The sequence below is a fragment of the Blastopirellula retiformator genome, assembly GCF_007859755.1.
Lineage (GTDB): Bacteria > Planctomycetota > Planctomycetia > Pirellulales > Pirellulaceae > Blastopirellula > Blastopirellula retiformator.
In genome coordinates, this window is sequence record NZ_SJPF01000001.1 from 944393 (window position 1) to 960626 (window position 16234).

Genomic DNA, 16234 nt, shown 5'->3' on the forward strand with positions numbered 1-16234 from the left:
CGCAAGTACCATTTAATTGTTGGCACGACTAATTCGGTTCGTCAAGGACGCGCAAGCGGGTGGCTCGACAGAAGTCGGCAATCCTGTTGAATTTGCGTCGCCAAGCGAACCATGCGGGCGCAATCGCGTCCAACGTTGCCGACCACTCCGTTACATCCCCCAAACCGCGAATCATAGGTATGTTTCAGAACGTTCAAACTGCGCCGCCCGACTCGATTCTTGGCCTGAATGAGGCTTTCCGTAACGATCCGAACTCCGAAAAGATCAATCTGAGCGTCGGGGTGTTTAAGGACGCCAACGGAGTGACGCCGGTTCTGGATTGCGTGAAAGAGGCGGAAGCCCGCCTTGTTAAGGACGAAAAGACGAAGTCGTACCTGCCGATCGACGGCCGGCCCAAATATTGCCGTCTGGTTCGAGAACTGATGCTGGGCGCCGATCACGAGATCATCGCCGCATCGCGGGGCGTGACGGTCCAAACCCCCGGTGGTACGGGTGCGCTACGCGTTTCGGCCGACTTTTTGGCGAAAAATTTGCCGGGTCGCCGCATCTGGCTCAGCCAGCCGACCTGGCCGAACCACCCGAACATCTTCGCCGCCGCCGGCATCGAAACGGTCGGATATCCCTACTTCGACAAGGCGACCAACGGTCTGGCGTTTGATCAGATGCTGGAAACGCTTGAAAAGGCTCCGGCCGGCGACGTGGTGCTGCTGCATGGCTGCTGCCACAACCCCAGCGGCATCGATCCGACGCTGGAGCAGTGGAAAGCGATCGCCGAATTGGTCCAGCGGCGTCAGTTGCTGCCGCTGGTCGACTTCGCCTACCAAGGCTTTGGCGACGGGCTCTGCGAAGACGGCGCCGGTCTGGCCGCGTTGGCTCAGCCGGGACAAGAGCTGCTCGTTTGCAGTTCGTTCAGCAAGAACTTTGGTCTGTACAACGAGCGCGTTGGAGCTTTGACCGCAGTCGGCGCCGACGCGACGGCCGCCACGGCGGTGTTGAGCCAGCTGAAGAACGTGATTCGCTCGAACTACTCCAACCCGCCGACTCATGGCGGCGCCGTGGTCGAAACGATCTTGTCGGACGCCGCTCTCCGATCGCAGTGGGAAGCCGAACTGACCGCGATGCGCGACCGCATTAACGGCGTGCGCACGCTGCTGGTCGAAACGATGAAGAAGGTCGGCGTTGATCGCGACTTCTCGTTCATCGCCGATCAGAAGGGGATGTTCTCGTTCTCCGGTCTGAACCCGGTGCAGGTCGACCAGCTGCGCAGCGAGTTCGCCATTTACATTGTCGGCTCGGGCCGCATCAACGTGGCGGGGATCTCAGAGTCGAACGTCGAGAAACTCTGTAGCGCGATCAAAGCGGTGTTGTAAAGAAAGAGGGAGGACGCCACGGCTCTCAGAGCCGTGGCGACCAATTCTTTTTCTATCGCGTCGGCGGATTGCCGAGCAGGCGACGAAGCAGCGAAACTTGGCCGTAGTGCATGAAGTTATGCGACGGCAGGAAGTTCATCGCCTCGAATCGCGTCTTGAACAGCGGATGCGGCGGATCCAACGCGTTGTCGAGATCTTTCAAGTCGTACTCAGCCATTTCTTTTTCGACTTGAGCAAAGACTTTCTTCAGCGTCGCGTGCAGTTCGTCGGGCGAAGGGTAGTTGCTGGCGTCAGGCGTCGGCGTCGATCCTTGGCCAAACAATTCTTTGTACTTCGCGAGATCATAGAGTTCGGCGTCGGCGGGGCGCTCACCTCGTTGCAGGCGAATGCCGATGCCATACGAAGCGATGACGATGTGTCCGGCTTGCCACGCAACATGCGTGACGTCGCCCGGCATACGAAACCAATCGGCTTTGTCGACTTCGTCCAAGTGGTTATCGAACAAGCGAAAGCTCATCGATACGTTCTTTTTGACAGCTTCCCAAGCGGCGGCTTCCGGCATAAGCGGGTCCTTACTCGAATTAGGGTGCAGAGGGTGGTGGAATCTCTGCGGCCGGCAAGCCAGCGGCCGCCAGCGCAGAGGCGTACTCTTCCGGCGTATTGACGTTGTGCAACAAATGATCGCCGCCGAGCTCGCGCGTCGAGACCGCCGTGATAGAGAGATGTTTCACAAAACCATGCAGAGAACGCTCACCAACCAGCAACTGTCTGGCGGCGACGCCTGCGGCATGAACCCGATAAACGCCGAAGGTCGGGTGCATTCTTTCGATGTCGGCCGCAATCGCCGCGTCACAATCGTCACTCAACTTTTCGAATAAAATTCGGACCGCCTTTTCCGTCACCAGCGGAGTATCGCAGCCGCAAATCAGCGCGCTATCGATCTGCGGGCCGAGCGAGTCGAGACCCACTCGGATCGCTTCCAAGGGACCAAGGCGTGGCGTCGCGTCGCGCACGACGCTCACCTTGATTGGCAATTTGGGAAGCTCTTGATCGGGCGCAGCGACGGCCACCAGCTTGGTTACCGCCGGAGCGATCTGGAGCAACGTGTGCATGATCAGAGACGTATCGCCAAAGGGCAACGAAGCTTTGTCGGCGCCCATCCGGCGACTTTGTCCGCCGCACAACACGATGGCGGCCGAGCGAGAAACTGGGGCTTGCATCCTGGTTCACCCGCGACAGATTCGCGGCTATCTTAAATGAACGAACAAATTCTGCGGTCAACAAGAAAAGCGATCGACAATGCCGCTGACCCTGACGCTTGTCCAGGATATCTACCCAAGTAACCAATTGCGAGGCGTTACGCCAAATCGGCTCGCCACTGTTTCTGCGCAAGAGATCGCCAAGCTTGAGCTCTCCTGCGGCGCCGATCGGCTCGAATTGGGGGAGCTGTTTGAGGTAGCGGGGGATGCCGCCGATCAACAGCTGCGATTGGTCGGCGATTTCTCCCATTGCGATTTTGTCGGCGCCGAAATGACAAGCGGCCAAATGACGGTGGAGGGGAGTGTCGGCAATCATGCCGGCGCTGCCATGCAGGGGGGCGAATTGACGATTCTCGGCGATGCCGCCGATTTTGTCGGCGGCCCTAACCCTGGCGAGACGCGGGGGCTGCAAGGAGGCTCGATCTCGATCCATGGCAATGCAGGCCGGGAACTGGGCGTCCGGATGCGACGTGGCATGATCGCCGTCGCGGGCTCGGTGGGGGAGTTGTGTGGGTATCGGATGTTGGCCGGCAACATCATCGTAGGCGGCAAGCTGAGTCGTCGCGCCGGGATGCGGATGAAGCGGGGAACGATCATCGCCCTCGGAGAAATTGACTCGCTGCCGGAGTACTTTGCGTACGACTGTCAGTTTCGTCCGCCCATGATGCCGCTGCTGAAGCGAGAGCTGGCGCTGCGGAAACTGCCGCTGCCGGCAGAGCGATTCGAAGGTGAGTTCCGGCTCTATTCGGGTAGTGCGGTCGAGATGGCGCGCGGCGAGATTTTGCTGCCGGCGACCCTCTAGAAATAAAGCTGGCGGCCGGTCGCGACCGGCCGCCAGCTTTCGCAGCTCGTCGACCGTTCGATCTTCCAGCCGACTGTGCGGCCAAGCCGGCACGGCGCCGACCAATAGTAAGATCAACACAATGAGCAGGATTGGTTCCAAGCATGACAGTGGTTCCTGAGTGAGAGAACGAGGCGCTTCGTTAGCGCCGACTACGCGGCGTCCTCGAATTTGGACGAGGACGCCGGCGAAACCGGGGGGGTGAAAGTTGCGACTTGGCCTTGAAGGCGTCACGCATGTCGCGGATGCGATCGTGACCCTGTTTGACCTGGGCGTATTGCTTCTGCAGCACGTCGTTCATGGCGCTGCCGGCCGTTTCCTTCAGGGCGTCTTCGTAGGCGTGCTTGATATGGTCTTCGCCCGCTTCAGCCTCGGCCAAGATCGCATAACAGTCCGTTGATTTTCTCGACGGACTACGTGATCGCACGGTTGCGAGCCGCGAATGTCGATCCAGGTGCGGTGCACCATCGCCGCCCACCATCGCCGACAACACGCGGGTAATGTCGAGCCCAACCGACGGCAGTTCGGTGTCGCCGTAGTCTTCCTGCAATTGCATGCCGACGATCATCAGCACCGCCGAGCCTAGCGAGACTAACATATAGGTACGCAGGCCCACCGACTTCTGACGCTTTACGCGTTCCCAGCCCAAGACCCCGCCCACCAAGAGGGCAGCTACAAGTTTTAGAAGGATTTCTGACGCGTCGATAGTCTATCGTCGCGCGACAGCGCTGGCCAGCGATTAATCGCCGACCGCCGCTTCAATCGCTTCTTTCCCTTGGCGATGGCAGAAGTCGCCAAACGATTCGCCTTCTTCGCGGGCCGTCTTGTAAAACCCAAAAACCTTGGTCAGCTCCGGCACAACCTGATCGGCCGGCACCATGTCTTTGTAGATGAAGTTCAAGCGGTTGCCGAGCAAGCGGCCCCCCAAAAACATCGTGTACTTTTCCTTCGCCCGGCCGACCAGCCCGACGTCGCTGTTGTACGGCCGCGCACATCCATTGGGGCAGCCGGTCATGCGAACGGTGAACTTCTCCGAGTCGAGACCCAGCTTGGCCAGTTCCCCTTCCAGTCCGTCGATGACGCCCGGCAGCGCGCGTTCGCTTTCGGTGATCGACAAACCGCACGTCGGCCAGGCGACGCAGGCAATCGACCAGCGGCGGACCGTCGAGATCTCTTCGGTCAGCGGCACCTTGTGCTCTTTCAGGATGTCGATGACCACTTGTTTGTTCTCTGCGGCGATGTCGCAGAACATGATGTCCTGGTGACTGGTCAGGCGGATGCCCGGGCTAAACTGGTTGCAGATTTTGCGAATCGCGGTCTTCAGCTCGATCGTCTCGTCATCTTTGATGCGGCCGTTCTCGACGTTCAGCCCGTAGAACCACTTGCCGTCACCTTGCTCGTGCCAACCTTTGTGGTCGTCAAAGCCATGGACGTCGGCCGGGTGCGGCTCGGGCAATGCGCTGCCGTAGTACTCTTCGACCTTGGCCTTGAACTTCTCCAGGCCCCAGTTGTGGATCAGGTACTTCATGCGGGCCACTTTGCGATCCTGGCGATTGCCGAAGTCGCGCTGCACCTTGATGACCGCTTCAATCACCGGGATCAACTGATCCGGCGTGACGAAGGTCATCCGCTGGCCCAACGCCGGGAAGGTCTTGTCGGCGCTCGGCGTGCGTCCCATGCCGCCGCCGACCAGGATGTTGTAGCCCAGGATCTTGCCATCTTCGTGGACGCAGATCATGCCCAGGTCTTGCGTGTAGACGTCAATGCAGTTGTCTTCCGGCAGGGCCATGCCCATTTTGAATTTGCGCGGCAGGTACTGCTGGCCGTAGAGCGGTTCGATCACTTCGCCGCTGGCGATCTTTTCTTTTTCGCCTGTCTCCGGATCTTGCAAAAAGATCTCGCGATAGGCGGCCGTCTTCGGCTCCAGGTGATCGGCTAATTTCGAGGCCGTTTCCTGCATCTCGCGACGGACGCTGTCGCCATACAGCGGGGCCGGGCAGCACATCACGTTACGGTTGACGTCGCCGCACGCGCCCAGCGTCGACAGGCCAACCTGACGCAGCTGTTTGGCCAGCGTCGGCAGATCGTCTTTCATCACGCCGTGATGCTGCAACGCCTGGCGGCTGGTGATCCGCAGCGTTTCGTTCCCCACGCTGTCGCACAGGTCTAGCTCGACCAGCATTTGCTCGGCCGTCAGCACGCCGCCCGGGATGCGGGTCCGGATCATGAACATGTACGACTTGCCGCCGCCGGCGGCGCGGTTCTTCGCCCGGGCGTCGCGATCGTCCTGCTGATAGATGCCGAAATGCTTCATCAGCTGGATGCTCGATTTGCCGAAGTGGTCGGTACCGTCGACAAACTCCTGGGCGATTTCGCCACGCAGGTAGTTGCTGTCCCGTTTGAATTCGTCCACCGGGCTGAGGGCTTGATCCGTCGACATCGTGATCCGTTGCAGTAGGGGTGAAAGATAGTGTGTGGAGCTAGGCAGATTACGGCGATCCGGCCAGTAATGGGGTAGTATATCGGTTATCCGAGCTAAACGTAACGTCGATCAGGCCTCTGGAAACGGGGCGCTTGGAAATTGATTTATCTTTTTTTCAATTTCGGCTCGAAAGCCGGGGGATACCCCCAATGCGAGGCGCGGATACAATGGCGACCTCTCTCTGATAGCCGTTTTTACGGTAGTTCTGCGATCCTAGGCGAAGTAGTAAGGAGCTCGACATGGCGGCCACAATCTTGGACGGAAAGGCGATCGCCAAGCAGATCGAACTCGAAATCACCGAGCGGGTCGCCGCTTTCACGGCCAAATCGGGAAGTCAGCCCGGTTTGGCGGCCGTTTTGGTGGGCGAAGACCCAGCCAGCCAGGTCTATGTCCGCAACAAGCAGCGAGCCTGCGAGCGAGTCGGAATCGCCAGTTTCATGCACCGCCTACCGGCCAATACGACCGCCGAAGGGCTGTTGAAGCTGGTCGCCCAACTCAACGCCGATGCCCAGGTGAGCGGCATCTTGGTTCAATTGCCGTTGCCTGGTGGCATCGATCAAACGCTGATTTTGGACGCGATTGACCCGTCCAAAGACGTCGATTGTTTCCATCCGCATAATGTGGGTCTCGTCTCGCAGGGGCGTCCCCGATTTTTGCCTTGCACCCCGCACGGCGTGATGCAGATCTTGCACCGCAGCGGCATTGCGGCCGCCGGCAAACATGCGGTCGTCATCGGTCGCAGCGAAATCGTCGGCAAGCCGATGGCGATGATGCTGATGCAAAAGGACTCGACCTGCGGATCGTCGGCCGCCAACGCCACCGTCACCGTCTGCCATAGCCGCACCCCCAACATGCCCGAGATCTGCCGGACCGCCGACATCGTGATCGCCGCGATCGGCAAACCAAGGTTCGTCACCGCCGACATGGTCAAACCAGGCGCCGCGGTCATCGACGTCGGCATCAACCGCACCGAAGACGGCCTCTGCGGCGACGTCGATTTCGACAGCGTCAAGCAGGTCGCCTCCGCGATCACCCCCGTCCCCGGCGGCGTCGGCCCGCTGACGATTGTGATGCTGATGGAAAACACCCTCCGTGCTGCCGAGTGGCAGGCGGGAAATGACTAATGTCTAATGACGAATGTCGAATCAAGTCCGAATGACTGGACCACCCGCGCACGTTTTTTCTTCAATTTGGCACCATGCTCTTGCGGCGTCTTCGCCGGCTTGAAGCAAGTCTTCGCCGGCTTGAAGCAAGTCTTCGCCCCTTCGCTGGTGCCATGTTCTTATCGCGTCGCACGCGAGAAGAGCATGTCTTGGTCCGGCCGAATCGCCCACGATTCCAAAACTGGACCGCTCGCGCGAGTTTTTTTCTCAGCCCCACCGGATCGATCTGACGCGAACCGCCCGCCGGTTCGATAGACCGGACCGACTGGACCGGACTGTTTCGTTTTTTTAAACGTCTGGTCGTCCGTTAAGCCCGTCCCTACAGGGCTCCCCGCTCTTAATCGTGTCGTGACAAAGGGTTACGTCGCCGGGGGCGACTCCACCCCGGGCTACTTTAGTTCGCCCCTTCCGGGCTGAGGACCGGACTGGACCGCTCGCGCGCATTTTCTTGCGGGGACGGACTGGACCGCCGTCGACCATTTTTTGGTGCCATGTTCTTATCGCGTCGCACGCGAGAAGAGCATGTCTTGGTCCTGCCGAATCGCCCACGACCCAAAAACTGGACCACCGGCGCACGTTTTTTTGATCCTCCTCCCGGCAAGCCCAACGCATCCACCACGCTTTATTGGTGGACTGGACCGCAACGTTTTTTTCGCGTTCGCTTCGCATCCAAATCTTCAAAAAGCAAACGACGCTCCCCCCAACCGCAGACGCCTGCGATGAAGGTCATTCGCACCCCGCAATCGACCAAAATTCCGTGTGCTTTGTCAAGCAAGTTTGTTGGCCAGCAGTTGCACGCGAATTTGGTCAAAACGATGGCACGCCAACAGGCCACCCATTAGAATCTCGGCCAATGCCAATCGGCGACTTTCTGGCGGATGTCATCTCGCCATGGCGTGAAGTTGCAAATTTGATTGTGAAAGGGACGGTATGGGACTAGCGCTCGAAGTTGGCATTCTGGCCGATCTAAAAACAGCCGACGAGGAAGGTTTCGCCCACTTCAAGGTGCAATTCGATCTGCTCAACCAACTGTTGGCTCAGAATCAATTGCCCCCGCATGTTGAACCGGAAGAGATGCCGGTTTTCAGTGGCGCCATGTTCGGCTACTCAGGACTGCACTATCTCCGCCGGGTCGCCGCCCACCTCATCGTCAATGGCGCTGTTCCTGAGCCATGCGTCGATCGGCGACCGACAGACGATCCCGTGATGATGGCTTGCTATGACGAAATCGCCACCATGCAGGATGCCCGCTCGCCGGAGTGGAAACGATTCGATCATCTCCTCTGCCACAGCGACGCGGAAGGGTATTACGTTCCGCTAGAGTTTGACGAGGTCCTGTTCGACTTTGAGGATCTCGGCCTCTATGGCGTCCAGGCCGGCTCGTCGGTCAAGCTGCTCCAGGAGTGCCTGACGCTGGCCAAGGCGCTCGAAATGCCGACCGATCTCGATGGCGAGGACGAAGTCTTTTTCGACGCGGCCGAAAGCCAAGGCGAAGGAGAAGGGTGGCGGAGGTACGGGATGGAGTGCTATTCCTGCATCCACCTGATTCAGGCGGCCCGGCATTCGATCGAGCATGGGGCGGCGATTGTGTTTACGTGAGTGGTGTAGGGCTCCGAATTTATGGACTAATCTTCCGATGGATCGGAGTACTTGTGTCCTTTAATGGGCTTACTTGTAGACGATGTTTGGAGAAATTACGAACCAATTGTGACACGATCATGTCATAATCTAAGGCCGATTCGCTCTCACAAAAACACTCCGGAGTTCGATATGATCTGGGAATCTCGTTATTGGAAGGACGATCTTCTCAGGAAGGCTGAAGACCTTCGCAAACGACGCTCACAGCGACGATGGCCTGAATCGAGTCTCGCGAGACTCGAACAGAGCCTGATGTTGGGTTTCTACGGCGTTCGTAAGCTTCACGAAGCCGCGAAACTCTCCACCAATACAATGAGTCGTTCAGTAGCGCTCGTTGTTTATCCGTGGCTCGGCAGGAACGTAACTAAACTGAATTGGCATAACCTCGAACGGCTCTATGATTTCGAATCCGGAAACGTTGAGGATCACGATCTTCTTTTCTTGTGTCATCAGTTTGTTCATAGTTTCGTGTTCATGGCGGCATTCGACGAAAACCATCGCCTAGATGGCATTCTACTTGCCTCGGATCGTCAGCGTCACAAAGCGTTGCTTCAAGTCCCGATCGAACTGATTGCCAATTTGTTTCAAATGGTTGGCGAGGATCATACGGTCGAAAGCAACTGGTGTTTGAACTCCAAGGGAAATGACTTCGATATTGTCTCCGTGTAGCATTGGGTTGGGGAAAACGCTACTGAGCGATAGCAGGACAGGAGTGTTTTTCGCCCCGTCCATATTGGCCTCGCAGACCTCTCATTTTGTTTTGCGGTATTTCGGCGAATTCGATGACATTTCCTAAGACGAACGGTGTTTAGTTCTTGATCATAAAGCTACTCGTCTATCGATACCAACAATGCGGCAGCTGCGGGCGTTGGCTTGAAGGCCACGACCTGGCGCCGCATGTCTACGGCGAATTTCTCTTACGCAACGCAGCCCAAGCGGAAACGTAGTATTTAAAAAGACTTGCCGATCCTGTCTACAAAGAGGTCGGTCAGATTCTCCGCCAAATGCCTGGGGTGCCGCGCAGTGACCTGGAACGTTCCGACCTGCTTCAGTTGGTCTTTGGCGTCGCCTGTGATCCCGCTGCGGACGGCACTCGCTTGCAGATTGGTCGCATGCCGCGTTGCCCCTGGTGCGACGCCGCCAAGATCGAGAATTGGGAAGCGACCGAACCGCCACGCATGGTGGAGGTTGATATTCGCCATGTCACGCATGTGGCTTGGCGGCGGTTGACCGATCTTGAGAAGGTAAAGGTAGTCGCTGACGCAGTTGAAGAAATACGAAGGAGCTGAACGCTAGAGCAAAGCTTCCATCCGCTTTCAGCTCTCCGCTTTTCTTCCGACCGCTTTTCCCTCGGTTGCGCTGCGGGCTACTATTTTGTTTGCTGCTTGAGTTGCTGGCGCAACTTGACCAGGTCGTCTTGCGACGCCAGGTCTTGGGCCAGGTTGGTGTATTGGTGCGGGTCGGTTTGCATGTCGTACAGCTCTTCGCTGCCGTCCTTGTATTGGATGTAGGCGTAGCGGTCGGTTCGTAGCAGTTTGCCTTTGTTCATTTCGCACATGATTTCCTCCCGGGCGGTTGCGCCGGGCGTGTTGATCGCGGCGGTTTGGCTGACGCCTTGCAGGTAGTCGGGGACTTCCAGGCCGCACAGGTCGGCCAGGGTGGGGTAGATGTCGATCTGGCCGGCCAAGGCGTCGACCACTTTCGGCTGTTGGCCTGGGATGGCGATGATCAGCGGGATGTGGGTCGACTCTTCGTGCAGGCTCATCTTTTGCCAGAAGTCATGTTCTCCCAGGTGATAGCCATGATCGGCGGTGAAGACGACGATCGTGTTCTTGTCGAGGCCGAGCCGCTTTAGTTCGTCTAGGATGCGGCCGACCTGGTGATCCATGTAAGCGACCGACGCAAAGTAGGCGGTCAGCGTCTGCTGCTGATCGTCGCGCGTCATGCCGGTCGCTTTGCTGTTGCGCGAGATGCCCGCCTTGGGGATGTCGCTCCAGTCGCCATCGATCTTCGCCGGCAGCTTCATCTTTTCGGCCGGGTAAGGAGCAAAGAACTTGGCCGGCGCGACCAGCGGCACATGGGGGCGAACCATCCCGACCGCCAGGAAGAAACGTTCGTCTTGGTGATCGCGGAGCAGTTCGATCGCCTTGTCGGCCGCCTGATGATCGGCTTGTTCGCTGCCGTCGGTCGACGTTTTGACGGCATAGAAGGCGGTGCCGAAGCCGAGCCCGTAATGTTTGCTGGGATCTTTTTTCAATTTTTCGTTGCTGTAAACGGCCGCTTCCCCTGCGCTGTGCCACTCAGGCGCCTGGCAGTTGAACCGTTCGTCCCACGAAGCGGCGTGGTCGTCGCCATCGACGCCAGCGGTGATGTCGCCGGGGATTCGCATGTGATAGATCTTGCTGACCCGGGCAGCGTAGTAGCCGTGATTGCGGAAGTGCTGGGACATGCTGGCCCGGTCGCCGAGGTTCTTGGTGAAGTTGTGCGACTGTCTGTTGTTCATCACGCCAATGGTCGACGTGTGCAGACCTGACATCAGAGCTGCTCGCGAAGGCCCGCAGACCGGGTATTGGCAGTAGGTCCGGGTGAACTTGACGCCGCGTTTGGCGAGGGCGTCAATGTTCGGCGACTGGCACTCGCGATGCCCGTAGCACGAGAGGGACTGTGCCGAAAGATCGTCGGAGATGATGAACAGCACGTTGTATTTGCCGTCGGCGGCCGACAGGGAAGAAGCGGCGAGCGCGACAAGGATTCCGGCGAGCCAAGGACGAAAAGGCATGGGGTGGTTCCTGGCGGATGGTGGGAGGGGAGCGAAGTAGTTTGGTTTGATTGTAGTTGATGGAGGAGGGGGATTCACGCAGTCTTGAATCCAATGGTTAGCCGCGAAAGCTCTGCTTTCGGGGCCGACAGCGTCGGCAAGAGGCATCAATCCGGGGAATCGGAGAATGCGGCGGTGTTCTTGCCGCAAATGTAGGCAACGCGTCGATTCGCTACGAACAGCGAACGGATGCCTCCTGCGGCTGCGCCGCCCCGAAAGCGGAGCTTTCGCGGCTAACCATCAGGTTTGTCGCTGACGATCGGCTTCGTACAGGAGGACCGCGGCGGTGGTGGACACGTTTAGGCTGTCGGCGATGCCGCGCATGGGGAGGCGGATGTTGGTCACATCGTCGGCGAGCCAGCGATCGGAGAGTCCTTCCGCTTCGCTGCCGAGGATCAGCGCGGTCGGGCCGTCGAAACGGACTTGCTCGTACGAGACGGCGCCTTCGACCCGGGCGGCGAACATCTGCACGCCATGCTTTCGCAAGAAGGCCATCGTCTCGGCGGTGGTCGCTTCAAACGTGGGGACGGCGAAGATGGTGCCGAGACTAGCGCGGATGGCGTTGGGGTTAAACAGGTCGGTCCGGGCATCGGCCGCAATCAAGCAGTCGGCGCCGACCGCATCGGCGGTGCGAAGGATCGCGCCGAGGTTGCCCGGCTTCTCGACATCTTCCAAAACGACGATCAGCGGCGTGCTAGACAACTGACAGGCGTCAAGCGAGGTGACCGGATAGTTGGCGACGGAGACGGCGCCTTCCGAACGTTCGCCAAACGACAGCTTCTCGCAGACGTCGCGGGGAATGTCGTAGACCTGCAAGTTGGGCTGACTGGCGACGCGCTGGCGCAGGGCGTCCGCTTCGGCGCCGACCAGCAGTTCGTCGCAGAGGAAGAGTTCGAGCAGCGGGAACTCTTTCGCCAGGGCGCGTTCGATTTCGCGGACGCCATCGATGATCGTGCGCCCCTGTTGCTCGCGAGCGCGGCGCTGGCGCAACTTGGCGGCCGCTTTGATTCGCGGGTTTTGAACGCTGGTGATCCGCTCGGGCATCGAAAAGTTCCAGGTTAGGGGGACCAGCGGGCCAAGATGCCGCTGGGAAGGCGCCGGTCGTCGGCCGCGAGAATAGACAAAGGACGCGCTTCGATCTGCGGCATCCGCCGCCCGAAGTAATGACGCTCGAGCATCTGTCGCAACTCGACCGGACCAAGCCCCGGCGAATGGCAGGTCAGCAAGATCGCCGCGTCGTCGGTCGAGAGGGTGCGAAGGTCGCTGAGCAGATCCGGCAGGTGCTGATCGACGCGCCAGACCTGGCCTTTGACGCCATGTCCATAGCTGGGGGGGTCGAGCACGATGAGGTCGTACTGCGAGCCCCGTTTCACTTCGCGGCGAACAAACTTGCGGGCATCTTCGGCGAGCCAGCGGACCGGGGCTTCGCTTAGACCGGAAAGCTCAGCGTTGCGGCGGGCCCACTGCACCACATTCTTGGCGGCGTCGACATGCGCGACCTCGGCGCCAGCCGCGGCAGAGGCGAGCGTGCTGCCGCCGGTATAGGCGAACAGATTGAGAACCTTTGCTGCCGGCCGGGCGGCGATCTGCGTGGCCAACCAGTCCCAGTTCTCGGCTTGTTCCGGAAAAATGCCCAAGTGTCCGAAATCGGTCGGTTTCAGCTCAAAGGTGCAGGCCCCGTGCGAGATCGTCCAGGTCGCCGGCAATACATTGGCCGGATGCCAGACGCCGCGGTCGCCGTCGGTCCGCTGATAGCGACAGGCGGCCTCCCGCCACTGGGGTCGATGGCTGCAGCGGGCGGTCTCGGCGGCGGGGGAGAGGCGATCAAGCAGAAATTGCCCGAAACGCTCTAATTTGCGTCCCTCGCCGAAGTCGAGAAGTTGATATTGGTCGGGCGTAAACAAAACGGCGGCGGCAGATTCGGGGTGGTTGATTGAATTCCTCTGGCATTATTGTGAAGATCGGGGGAGAATACGAAAGACCGCCTACCAAAATGCCGCTAATCAAGGAACGGCCGTTGAGACCGTCTCTCCTCTATATCTCGTTTGTGTTGCTGCTGTTTGTCGCCTGCGATATTTTCGCGCAAGACCCGGCCGAATCGACGCCAGCCGCCCAGCCAACGCCCCAGCAGCCCGAAATGTCGGCCGCCGAGGTGCGCCGTTTGATCGCGAAGCTCGATTCCGAGCGGTTTTTGATTCGCGAAGATGCGACCGAAAAATTGTCGCACGCCGGGCCAGAAGCGATCGACGAGCTGACCGCGGCGGTCGCCAGCGGCAGTCTCGAAAAGTCGATCCGCTGCATCCACATATTGAAACGCTTTACGCTGGGAGACGACATCAACGCCGAGATCGCCGCGACCGAGCGGCTGGAGTTGATCGCGGCGTCGGGCAATGACGGCGTATCGCAATACGCCCAGGATACGCTCAACCGGGTGGCGACGCTGCAAGAAGAACGCTCGCGGCGGGTGCTGCGGAGTCTGGGGATGAAGTTCAGCGAGTACATGCCGGCGCCGGGCTTTGTCGATCCGTCGCGGGGGCCGAGCGTCACGATTGACGAAACCTACAAGGGCGGCCCCAAAGAGCTTTACTATCTGCGGCAGCTGCGGTTTATCGAAGATGTGCAGATGTCGGGCGAGAAGATCACCGCCGAGTACCTGAAGCAGGTCGCTTTGATGGAAAACGTGCGGCTGCTGACGCTGAAAGAAACGCCCAACGTCGATGGCGACGCGCTCGCCGCGCTCGGCCCATTGTTGCACCAACTCGAAAACATCCGGCTCTACTATCTGCCGGTTGGCGATCAGGTGATCCCGATGTTTGGCAAGATGGGACGGCTGATCAAAGCCGAACTGTATGGGACCGAGCTTTCGGACAAAGGCAAGGCTGAGTTGTTCGCCCAGTTTGGGAATGATCCGCGGCGGATGGATATCCGCAACGGCGCCTTCTTGGGAGTGCAGGGGCAAACGATCGCCGAATCGCCTTGCACGGTGCAAGACGTACCGCGCGAAGGAAGCGCCTTCGCGGCCGGCGTCAAGCGAGGCGATGTGATCCAGCAGGTCGACGGCCAAGACGTTCCGCACTTCACGGCGCTGACCGAGGTCCTGCGGGACAAGGACGTCGGGGACAAGATCAAAATGAAGATCCTCCGCGACAACCAGCCGATCGAATTGACGGTGACGTTGGGCAAATGGCCGATGCGTCCCGAGTACGTGAACCGCTAGACGGTCTCTTTTAGCAGTCCGTTGAGAAAATCAACCGACAGTTAAGCGTGGGCCCCAGCGGAGCGAGGTTTCTTCGATCGCGGCGGGCGCTCTTGGCTCGGCCGCTTCAACTTCGCCATTGGTCAGCCGATAGATCAAGTAGAGCGAAGCGAGTACCAGCAGCACGACCAGCAGCGCGTCAGGTTCGACCAGCATGTAACGCCGGTCCGCGCGATAGAGAATGCCCATCGTTGCGACGCAGGTGACGAAGATCACCGCGCCGGCCGTCACCGCATGCACGCCGCTGGCGTCGGCCAAGATCGCGCCGCGGGTATAGAACGCATCGACCGGCAACACAATGGCGATGTTAAAGGCGTTGCTGCCGAGGATATTGCCGATCGCCATATCGGAAGCGCCCATCCGCACGGCGACCACCGTCGTGACCATCTCGGGCAGGCTGGTCGTCAAAGCGAGGAACGTGCTGCCGACGAAACTGCCCCCCAGGCCGGTAACCGTCGCCACGCGATCGGCGACGATCGATAGATAGCGAGCGGCGACAAAGATCACGATGGTCGCAATCAGGTAGGTCGCGATCGCGCGAGTGAGCGACATCTTGTTTTCCTGCGCCTCTGCCACGAGCGGCGCTTCCAACTTGGCGGCGACCTGCTGATCCAAATAAATCAGCCGTAGCGAGAACAGGTAAAACAGCCCGACGCCCAGCGATCCGGCGCCAATCCAACCGACCGACAGCGGAACGCCGATTTGTTGCTGATGGTGCAGCATAAAGAAGAGGAGCAAGATCGCCGTCAGCGCGATGCTGGCCAGCGCAGAGAGGGCGTGAGCCGCCGAGACCGAGGTGAACATCGGCTGCTTAGCGCGAAACGCCAGGTCGATGATGCCGAGGATCAGCAGGTTGAAGAGCGAACTGCCGAGGATGTTGCCCATCGCCAGATCGACGCCGGTGGCGTAGTCGGGCAGTTGCACTGCGTTGATGTTGATGGCGAACTCGGGCAGGCTGGTCGCCGCCGCCAACAGCACGAGCCCGGCCAGCGAGCTGCCGAGTCCCGACTTCTCGCCGATGACGTCGGCCGCTTTGGTCATGAAGCTGCCGGCGAAAACGATCACGATCGCCAAACCCAGAAACTGGGCCATGAGAATAGGCAATTCCAAAGCGAACGGCTCCCTGGTTCGAGCGGGGAAGGGATAAATACGCCGCTACTGTACAGAATCGAAGCGTCGCTGGCCATGAATCGCGAAGGCAAGAGCGGAGACTCCGCCCCTGCGGATGCGAGCGATCGCAGAAAAAAACGCCGAGATTTTGGGGATCTTAACCAAAACCTGCGGCAAACTAAACGGAATATGTCGTTTCGCCCCTTATTCTGAGAATCTTTCTAACAGTCGCGAATCGATCGGCGAGAAACAAATCGACGACTTGTCGTAATTGGCTGGAAAGTAAGTGGTTTATTC

The 16234-nt window shown here is 59.3% G+C and carries 16 protein-coding genes and 1 pseudogene; 8 read left to right on the forward strand and 9 right to left on the reverse strand.

What is annotated here, in order from left to right; all coding sequences use genetic code 11:
* Window positions 1-179 precede the first annotated feature (179 nt).
* Window positions 180-1370, forward strand: coding sequence for an amino acid aminotransferase (locus Enr8_RS03860; protein ID WP_146429281.1), 1191 nt, complete (start codon window positions 180-182; stop codon window positions 1368-1370).
* Window positions 1371-1422: 52 nt separating this feature from the next.
* On the opposite strand, the gene Enr8_RS03865 is transcribed toward Enr8_RS03860, so the two are convergent.
* Both Enr8_RS03865 and mobA read right to left on the reverse strand, forming a co-directional pair.
* On the reverse strand, window positions 1423-1932 hold the full coding sequence (locus Enr8_RS03865) for a DinB family protein (RefSeq protein ID WP_146429282.1): 510 nt from the start codon (window positions 1930-1932) through the stop codon (window positions 1423-1425).
* A gap of 19 nt (window positions 1933-1951) precedes the next feature.
* Entirely contained in the window at window positions 1952-2590 is a 639-nt protein-coding gene (gene mobA, locus Enr8_RS03870) for a molybdenum cofactor guanylyltransferase (RefSeq protein WP_146429283.1), read from the reverse strand.
* A 79-nt stretch (window positions 2591-2669) separates the two neighbouring features.
* Here mobA and Enr8_RS03875 point away from each other — a divergent pair, with 79 nt between their 5' ends.
* Window positions 2670-3431 carry a hypothetical protein gene (locus Enr8_RS03875; RefSeq protein WP_146429284.1) on the forward strand — a complete coding sequence of 254 codons (762 nt, stop codon included), beginning with the start codon at window positions 2670-2672 and terminating at the stop codon, window positions 3429-3431.
* 75 nt (window positions 3432-3506) lie between these two features.
* Here the strand turns inward: Enr8_RS03875 and Enr8_RS26560 are convergent.
* The 3 genes and pseudogenes from Enr8_RS26560 to Enr8_RS03890 all read right to left on the reverse strand — a co-directional run.
* Window positions 3507-3704 (reverse strand): annotated as a pseudogene (locus Enr8_RS26560) (DUF3309 family protein); the annotation flags it as partial.
* On the reverse strand, window positions 3613-4131 hold the full coding sequence (locus Enr8_RS03885) for a PA2169 family four-helix-bundle protein (RefSeq protein WP_246119939.1): 519 nt from the start codon (window positions 4129-4131) through the stop codon (window positions 3613-3615). The pseudogene Enr8_RS26560 and the gene Enr8_RS03885, both read right to left, overlap by 92 nt.
* Window positions 4132-4209: 78 nt before the next feature.
* Window positions 4210-5910 carry an NADPH-dependent assimilatory sulfite reductase hemoprotein subunit gene (locus Enr8_RS03890; protein ID WP_146429286.1) on the reverse strand — a complete coding sequence of 567 codons (1701 nt, stop codon included), beginning with the start codon at window positions 5908-5910 and terminating at the stop codon, window positions 4210-4212.
* A gap of 281 nt (window positions 5911-6191) precedes the next feature.
* On the opposite strand from Enr8_RS03890, the gene folD reads away from it, so the two are divergent.
* The 5 genes from folD to Enr8_RS03915 all read left to right on the forward strand — a co-directional run bounded on the left by folD (window position 6192) and on the right by Enr8_RS03915 (window position 10042).
* Window positions 6192-7076, forward strand: a complete 885-nt coding sequence (gene folD / locus Enr8_RS03895; protein ID WP_146429287.1) for a bifunctional methylenetetrahydrofolate dehydrogenase/methenyltetrahydrofolate cyclohydrolase FolD — start codon at window positions 6192-6194, stop codon at window positions 7074-7076.
* 566 nt (window positions 7077-7642) lie between these two features.
* On the forward strand, window positions 7643-7957 hold the full coding sequence (locus tag Enr8_RS03900; protein ID WP_146429288.1) for a hypothetical protein: 315 nt from the start codon (window positions 7643-7645) through the stop codon (window positions 7955-7957).
* A gap of 88 nt (window positions 7958-8045) precedes the next feature.
* Complete coding sequence (locus tag Enr8_RS03905) at window positions 8046-8714, forward strand: hypothetical protein (protein WP_146429289.1); 669 nt, start codon at window positions 8046-8048, stop codon at window positions 8712-8714.
* Between the two features lie 171 nt (window positions 8715-8885).
* Window positions 8886-9422, forward strand: a complete 537-nt coding sequence (locus Enr8_RS03910) for a hypothetical protein (RefSeq protein WP_146429290.1) — start codon at window positions 8886-8888, stop codon at window positions 9420-9422.
* Window positions 9423-9766: 344 nt separating this feature from the next.
* Entirely contained in the window at window positions 9767-10042 is a 276-nt protein-coding gene (locus Enr8_RS03915; RefSeq protein WP_146429291.1) for a hypothetical protein, read from the forward strand.
* 80 nt (window positions 10043-10122) lie between these two features.
* On the opposite strand, the gene Enr8_RS03920 is transcribed toward Enr8_RS03915, so the two are convergent.
* From Enr8_RS03920 to Enr8_RS03930, 3 genes are all read right to left on the reverse strand, one after another.
* Complete coding sequence (locus Enr8_RS03920; RefSeq protein WP_186767415.1) at window positions 10123-11532, reverse strand: sulfatase; 1410 nt, start codon at window positions 11530-11532, stop codon at window positions 10123-10125.
* A gap of 279 nt (window positions 11533-11811) precedes the next feature.
* A complete protein-coding gene (locus tag Enr8_RS03925) occupies window positions 11812-12615 on the reverse strand; it encodes a TrmH family RNA methyltransferase (RefSeq protein WP_146429293.1) in 804 nt (267 codons plus the stop codon).
* Between the two features lie 14 nt (window positions 12616-12629).
* Complete coding sequence (locus Enr8_RS03930; protein WP_186767416.1) at window positions 12630-13475, reverse strand: class I SAM-dependent methyltransferase; 846 nt, start codon at window positions 13473-13475, stop codon at window positions 12630-12632.
* Between the two features lie 113 nt (window positions 13476-13588).
* Between Enr8_RS03930 and Enr8_RS03935 the strand changes: the two genes are divergently transcribed.
* Entirely contained in the window at window positions 13589-14788 is a 1200-nt protein-coding gene (locus Enr8_RS03935) for a PDZ domain-containing protein (RefSeq protein ID WP_186767417.1), read from the forward strand.
* Between the two features lie 30 nt (window positions 14789-14818).
* On the opposite strand, the gene Enr8_RS03940 is transcribed toward Enr8_RS03935, so the two are convergent.
* Window positions 14819-15919: a sodium:calcium antiporter gene (locus Enr8_RS03940; RefSeq protein WP_186767418.1), complete on the reverse strand. Its 1101-nt coding sequence runs from the start codon at window positions 15917-15919 to the stop codon at window positions 14819-14821.
* Window positions 15920-16234 lie beyond the last annotated feature (315 nt).

Excerpts from the sequence above, each read along its gene's own strand:
- Enr8_RS03860 (WP_146429281.1), top strand. The coding sequence starts at position 180 with ATGTTTCAGAACGTTCAAACTGCGCCGCCCGACTCGATTCTTGGCCTG.
- Enr8_RS03865 (WP_146429282.1), bottom strand. The coding sequence starts at position 1,932 with ATGCCGGAAGCCGCCGCTTGGGAAGCTGTCAAAAAGAACGTATCGATG.
- mobA (WP_146429283.1), bottom strand. The coding sequence starts at position 2,590 with ATGCAAGCCCCAGTTTCTCGCTCGGCCGCCATCGTGTTGTGCGGCGGA.
- Enr8_RS03875 (WP_146429284.1), top strand. The coding sequence starts at position 2,670 with ATGCCGCTGACCCTGACGCTTGTCCAGGATATCTACCCAAGTAACCAA.
- Enr8_RS03890 (WP_146429286.1), bottom strand. The coding sequence starts at position 5,910 with ATGTCGACGGATCAAGCCCTCAGCCCGGTGGACGAATTCAAACGGGAC.
- folD (WP_146429287.1), top strand. The coding sequence starts at position 6,192 with ATGGCGGCCACAATCTTGGACGGAAAGGCGATCGCCAAGCAGATCGAA.
- Enr8_RS03905 (WP_146429289.1), top strand. The coding sequence starts at position 8,046 with ATGGGACTAGCGCTCGAAGTTGGCATTCTGGCCGATCTAAAAACAGCC.
- Enr8_RS03910 (WP_146429290.1), top strand. The coding sequence starts at position 8,886 with ATGATCTGGGAATCTCGTTATTGGAAGGACGATCTTCTCAGGAAGGCT.
- Enr8_RS03920 (WP_186767415.1), bottom strand. The coding sequence starts at position 11,532 with ATGCCTTTTCGTCCTTGGCTCGCCGGAATCCTTGTCGCGCTCGCCGCT.
- Enr8_RS03925 (WP_146429293.1), bottom strand. The coding sequence starts at position 12,615 with ATGCCCGAGCGGATCACCAGCGTTCAAAACCCGCGAATCAAAGCGGCC.
- Enr8_RS03940 (WP_186767418.1), bottom strand. The coding sequence starts at position 15,919 with ATGGCCCAGTTTCTGGGTTTGGCGATCGTGATCGTTTTCGCCGGCAGC.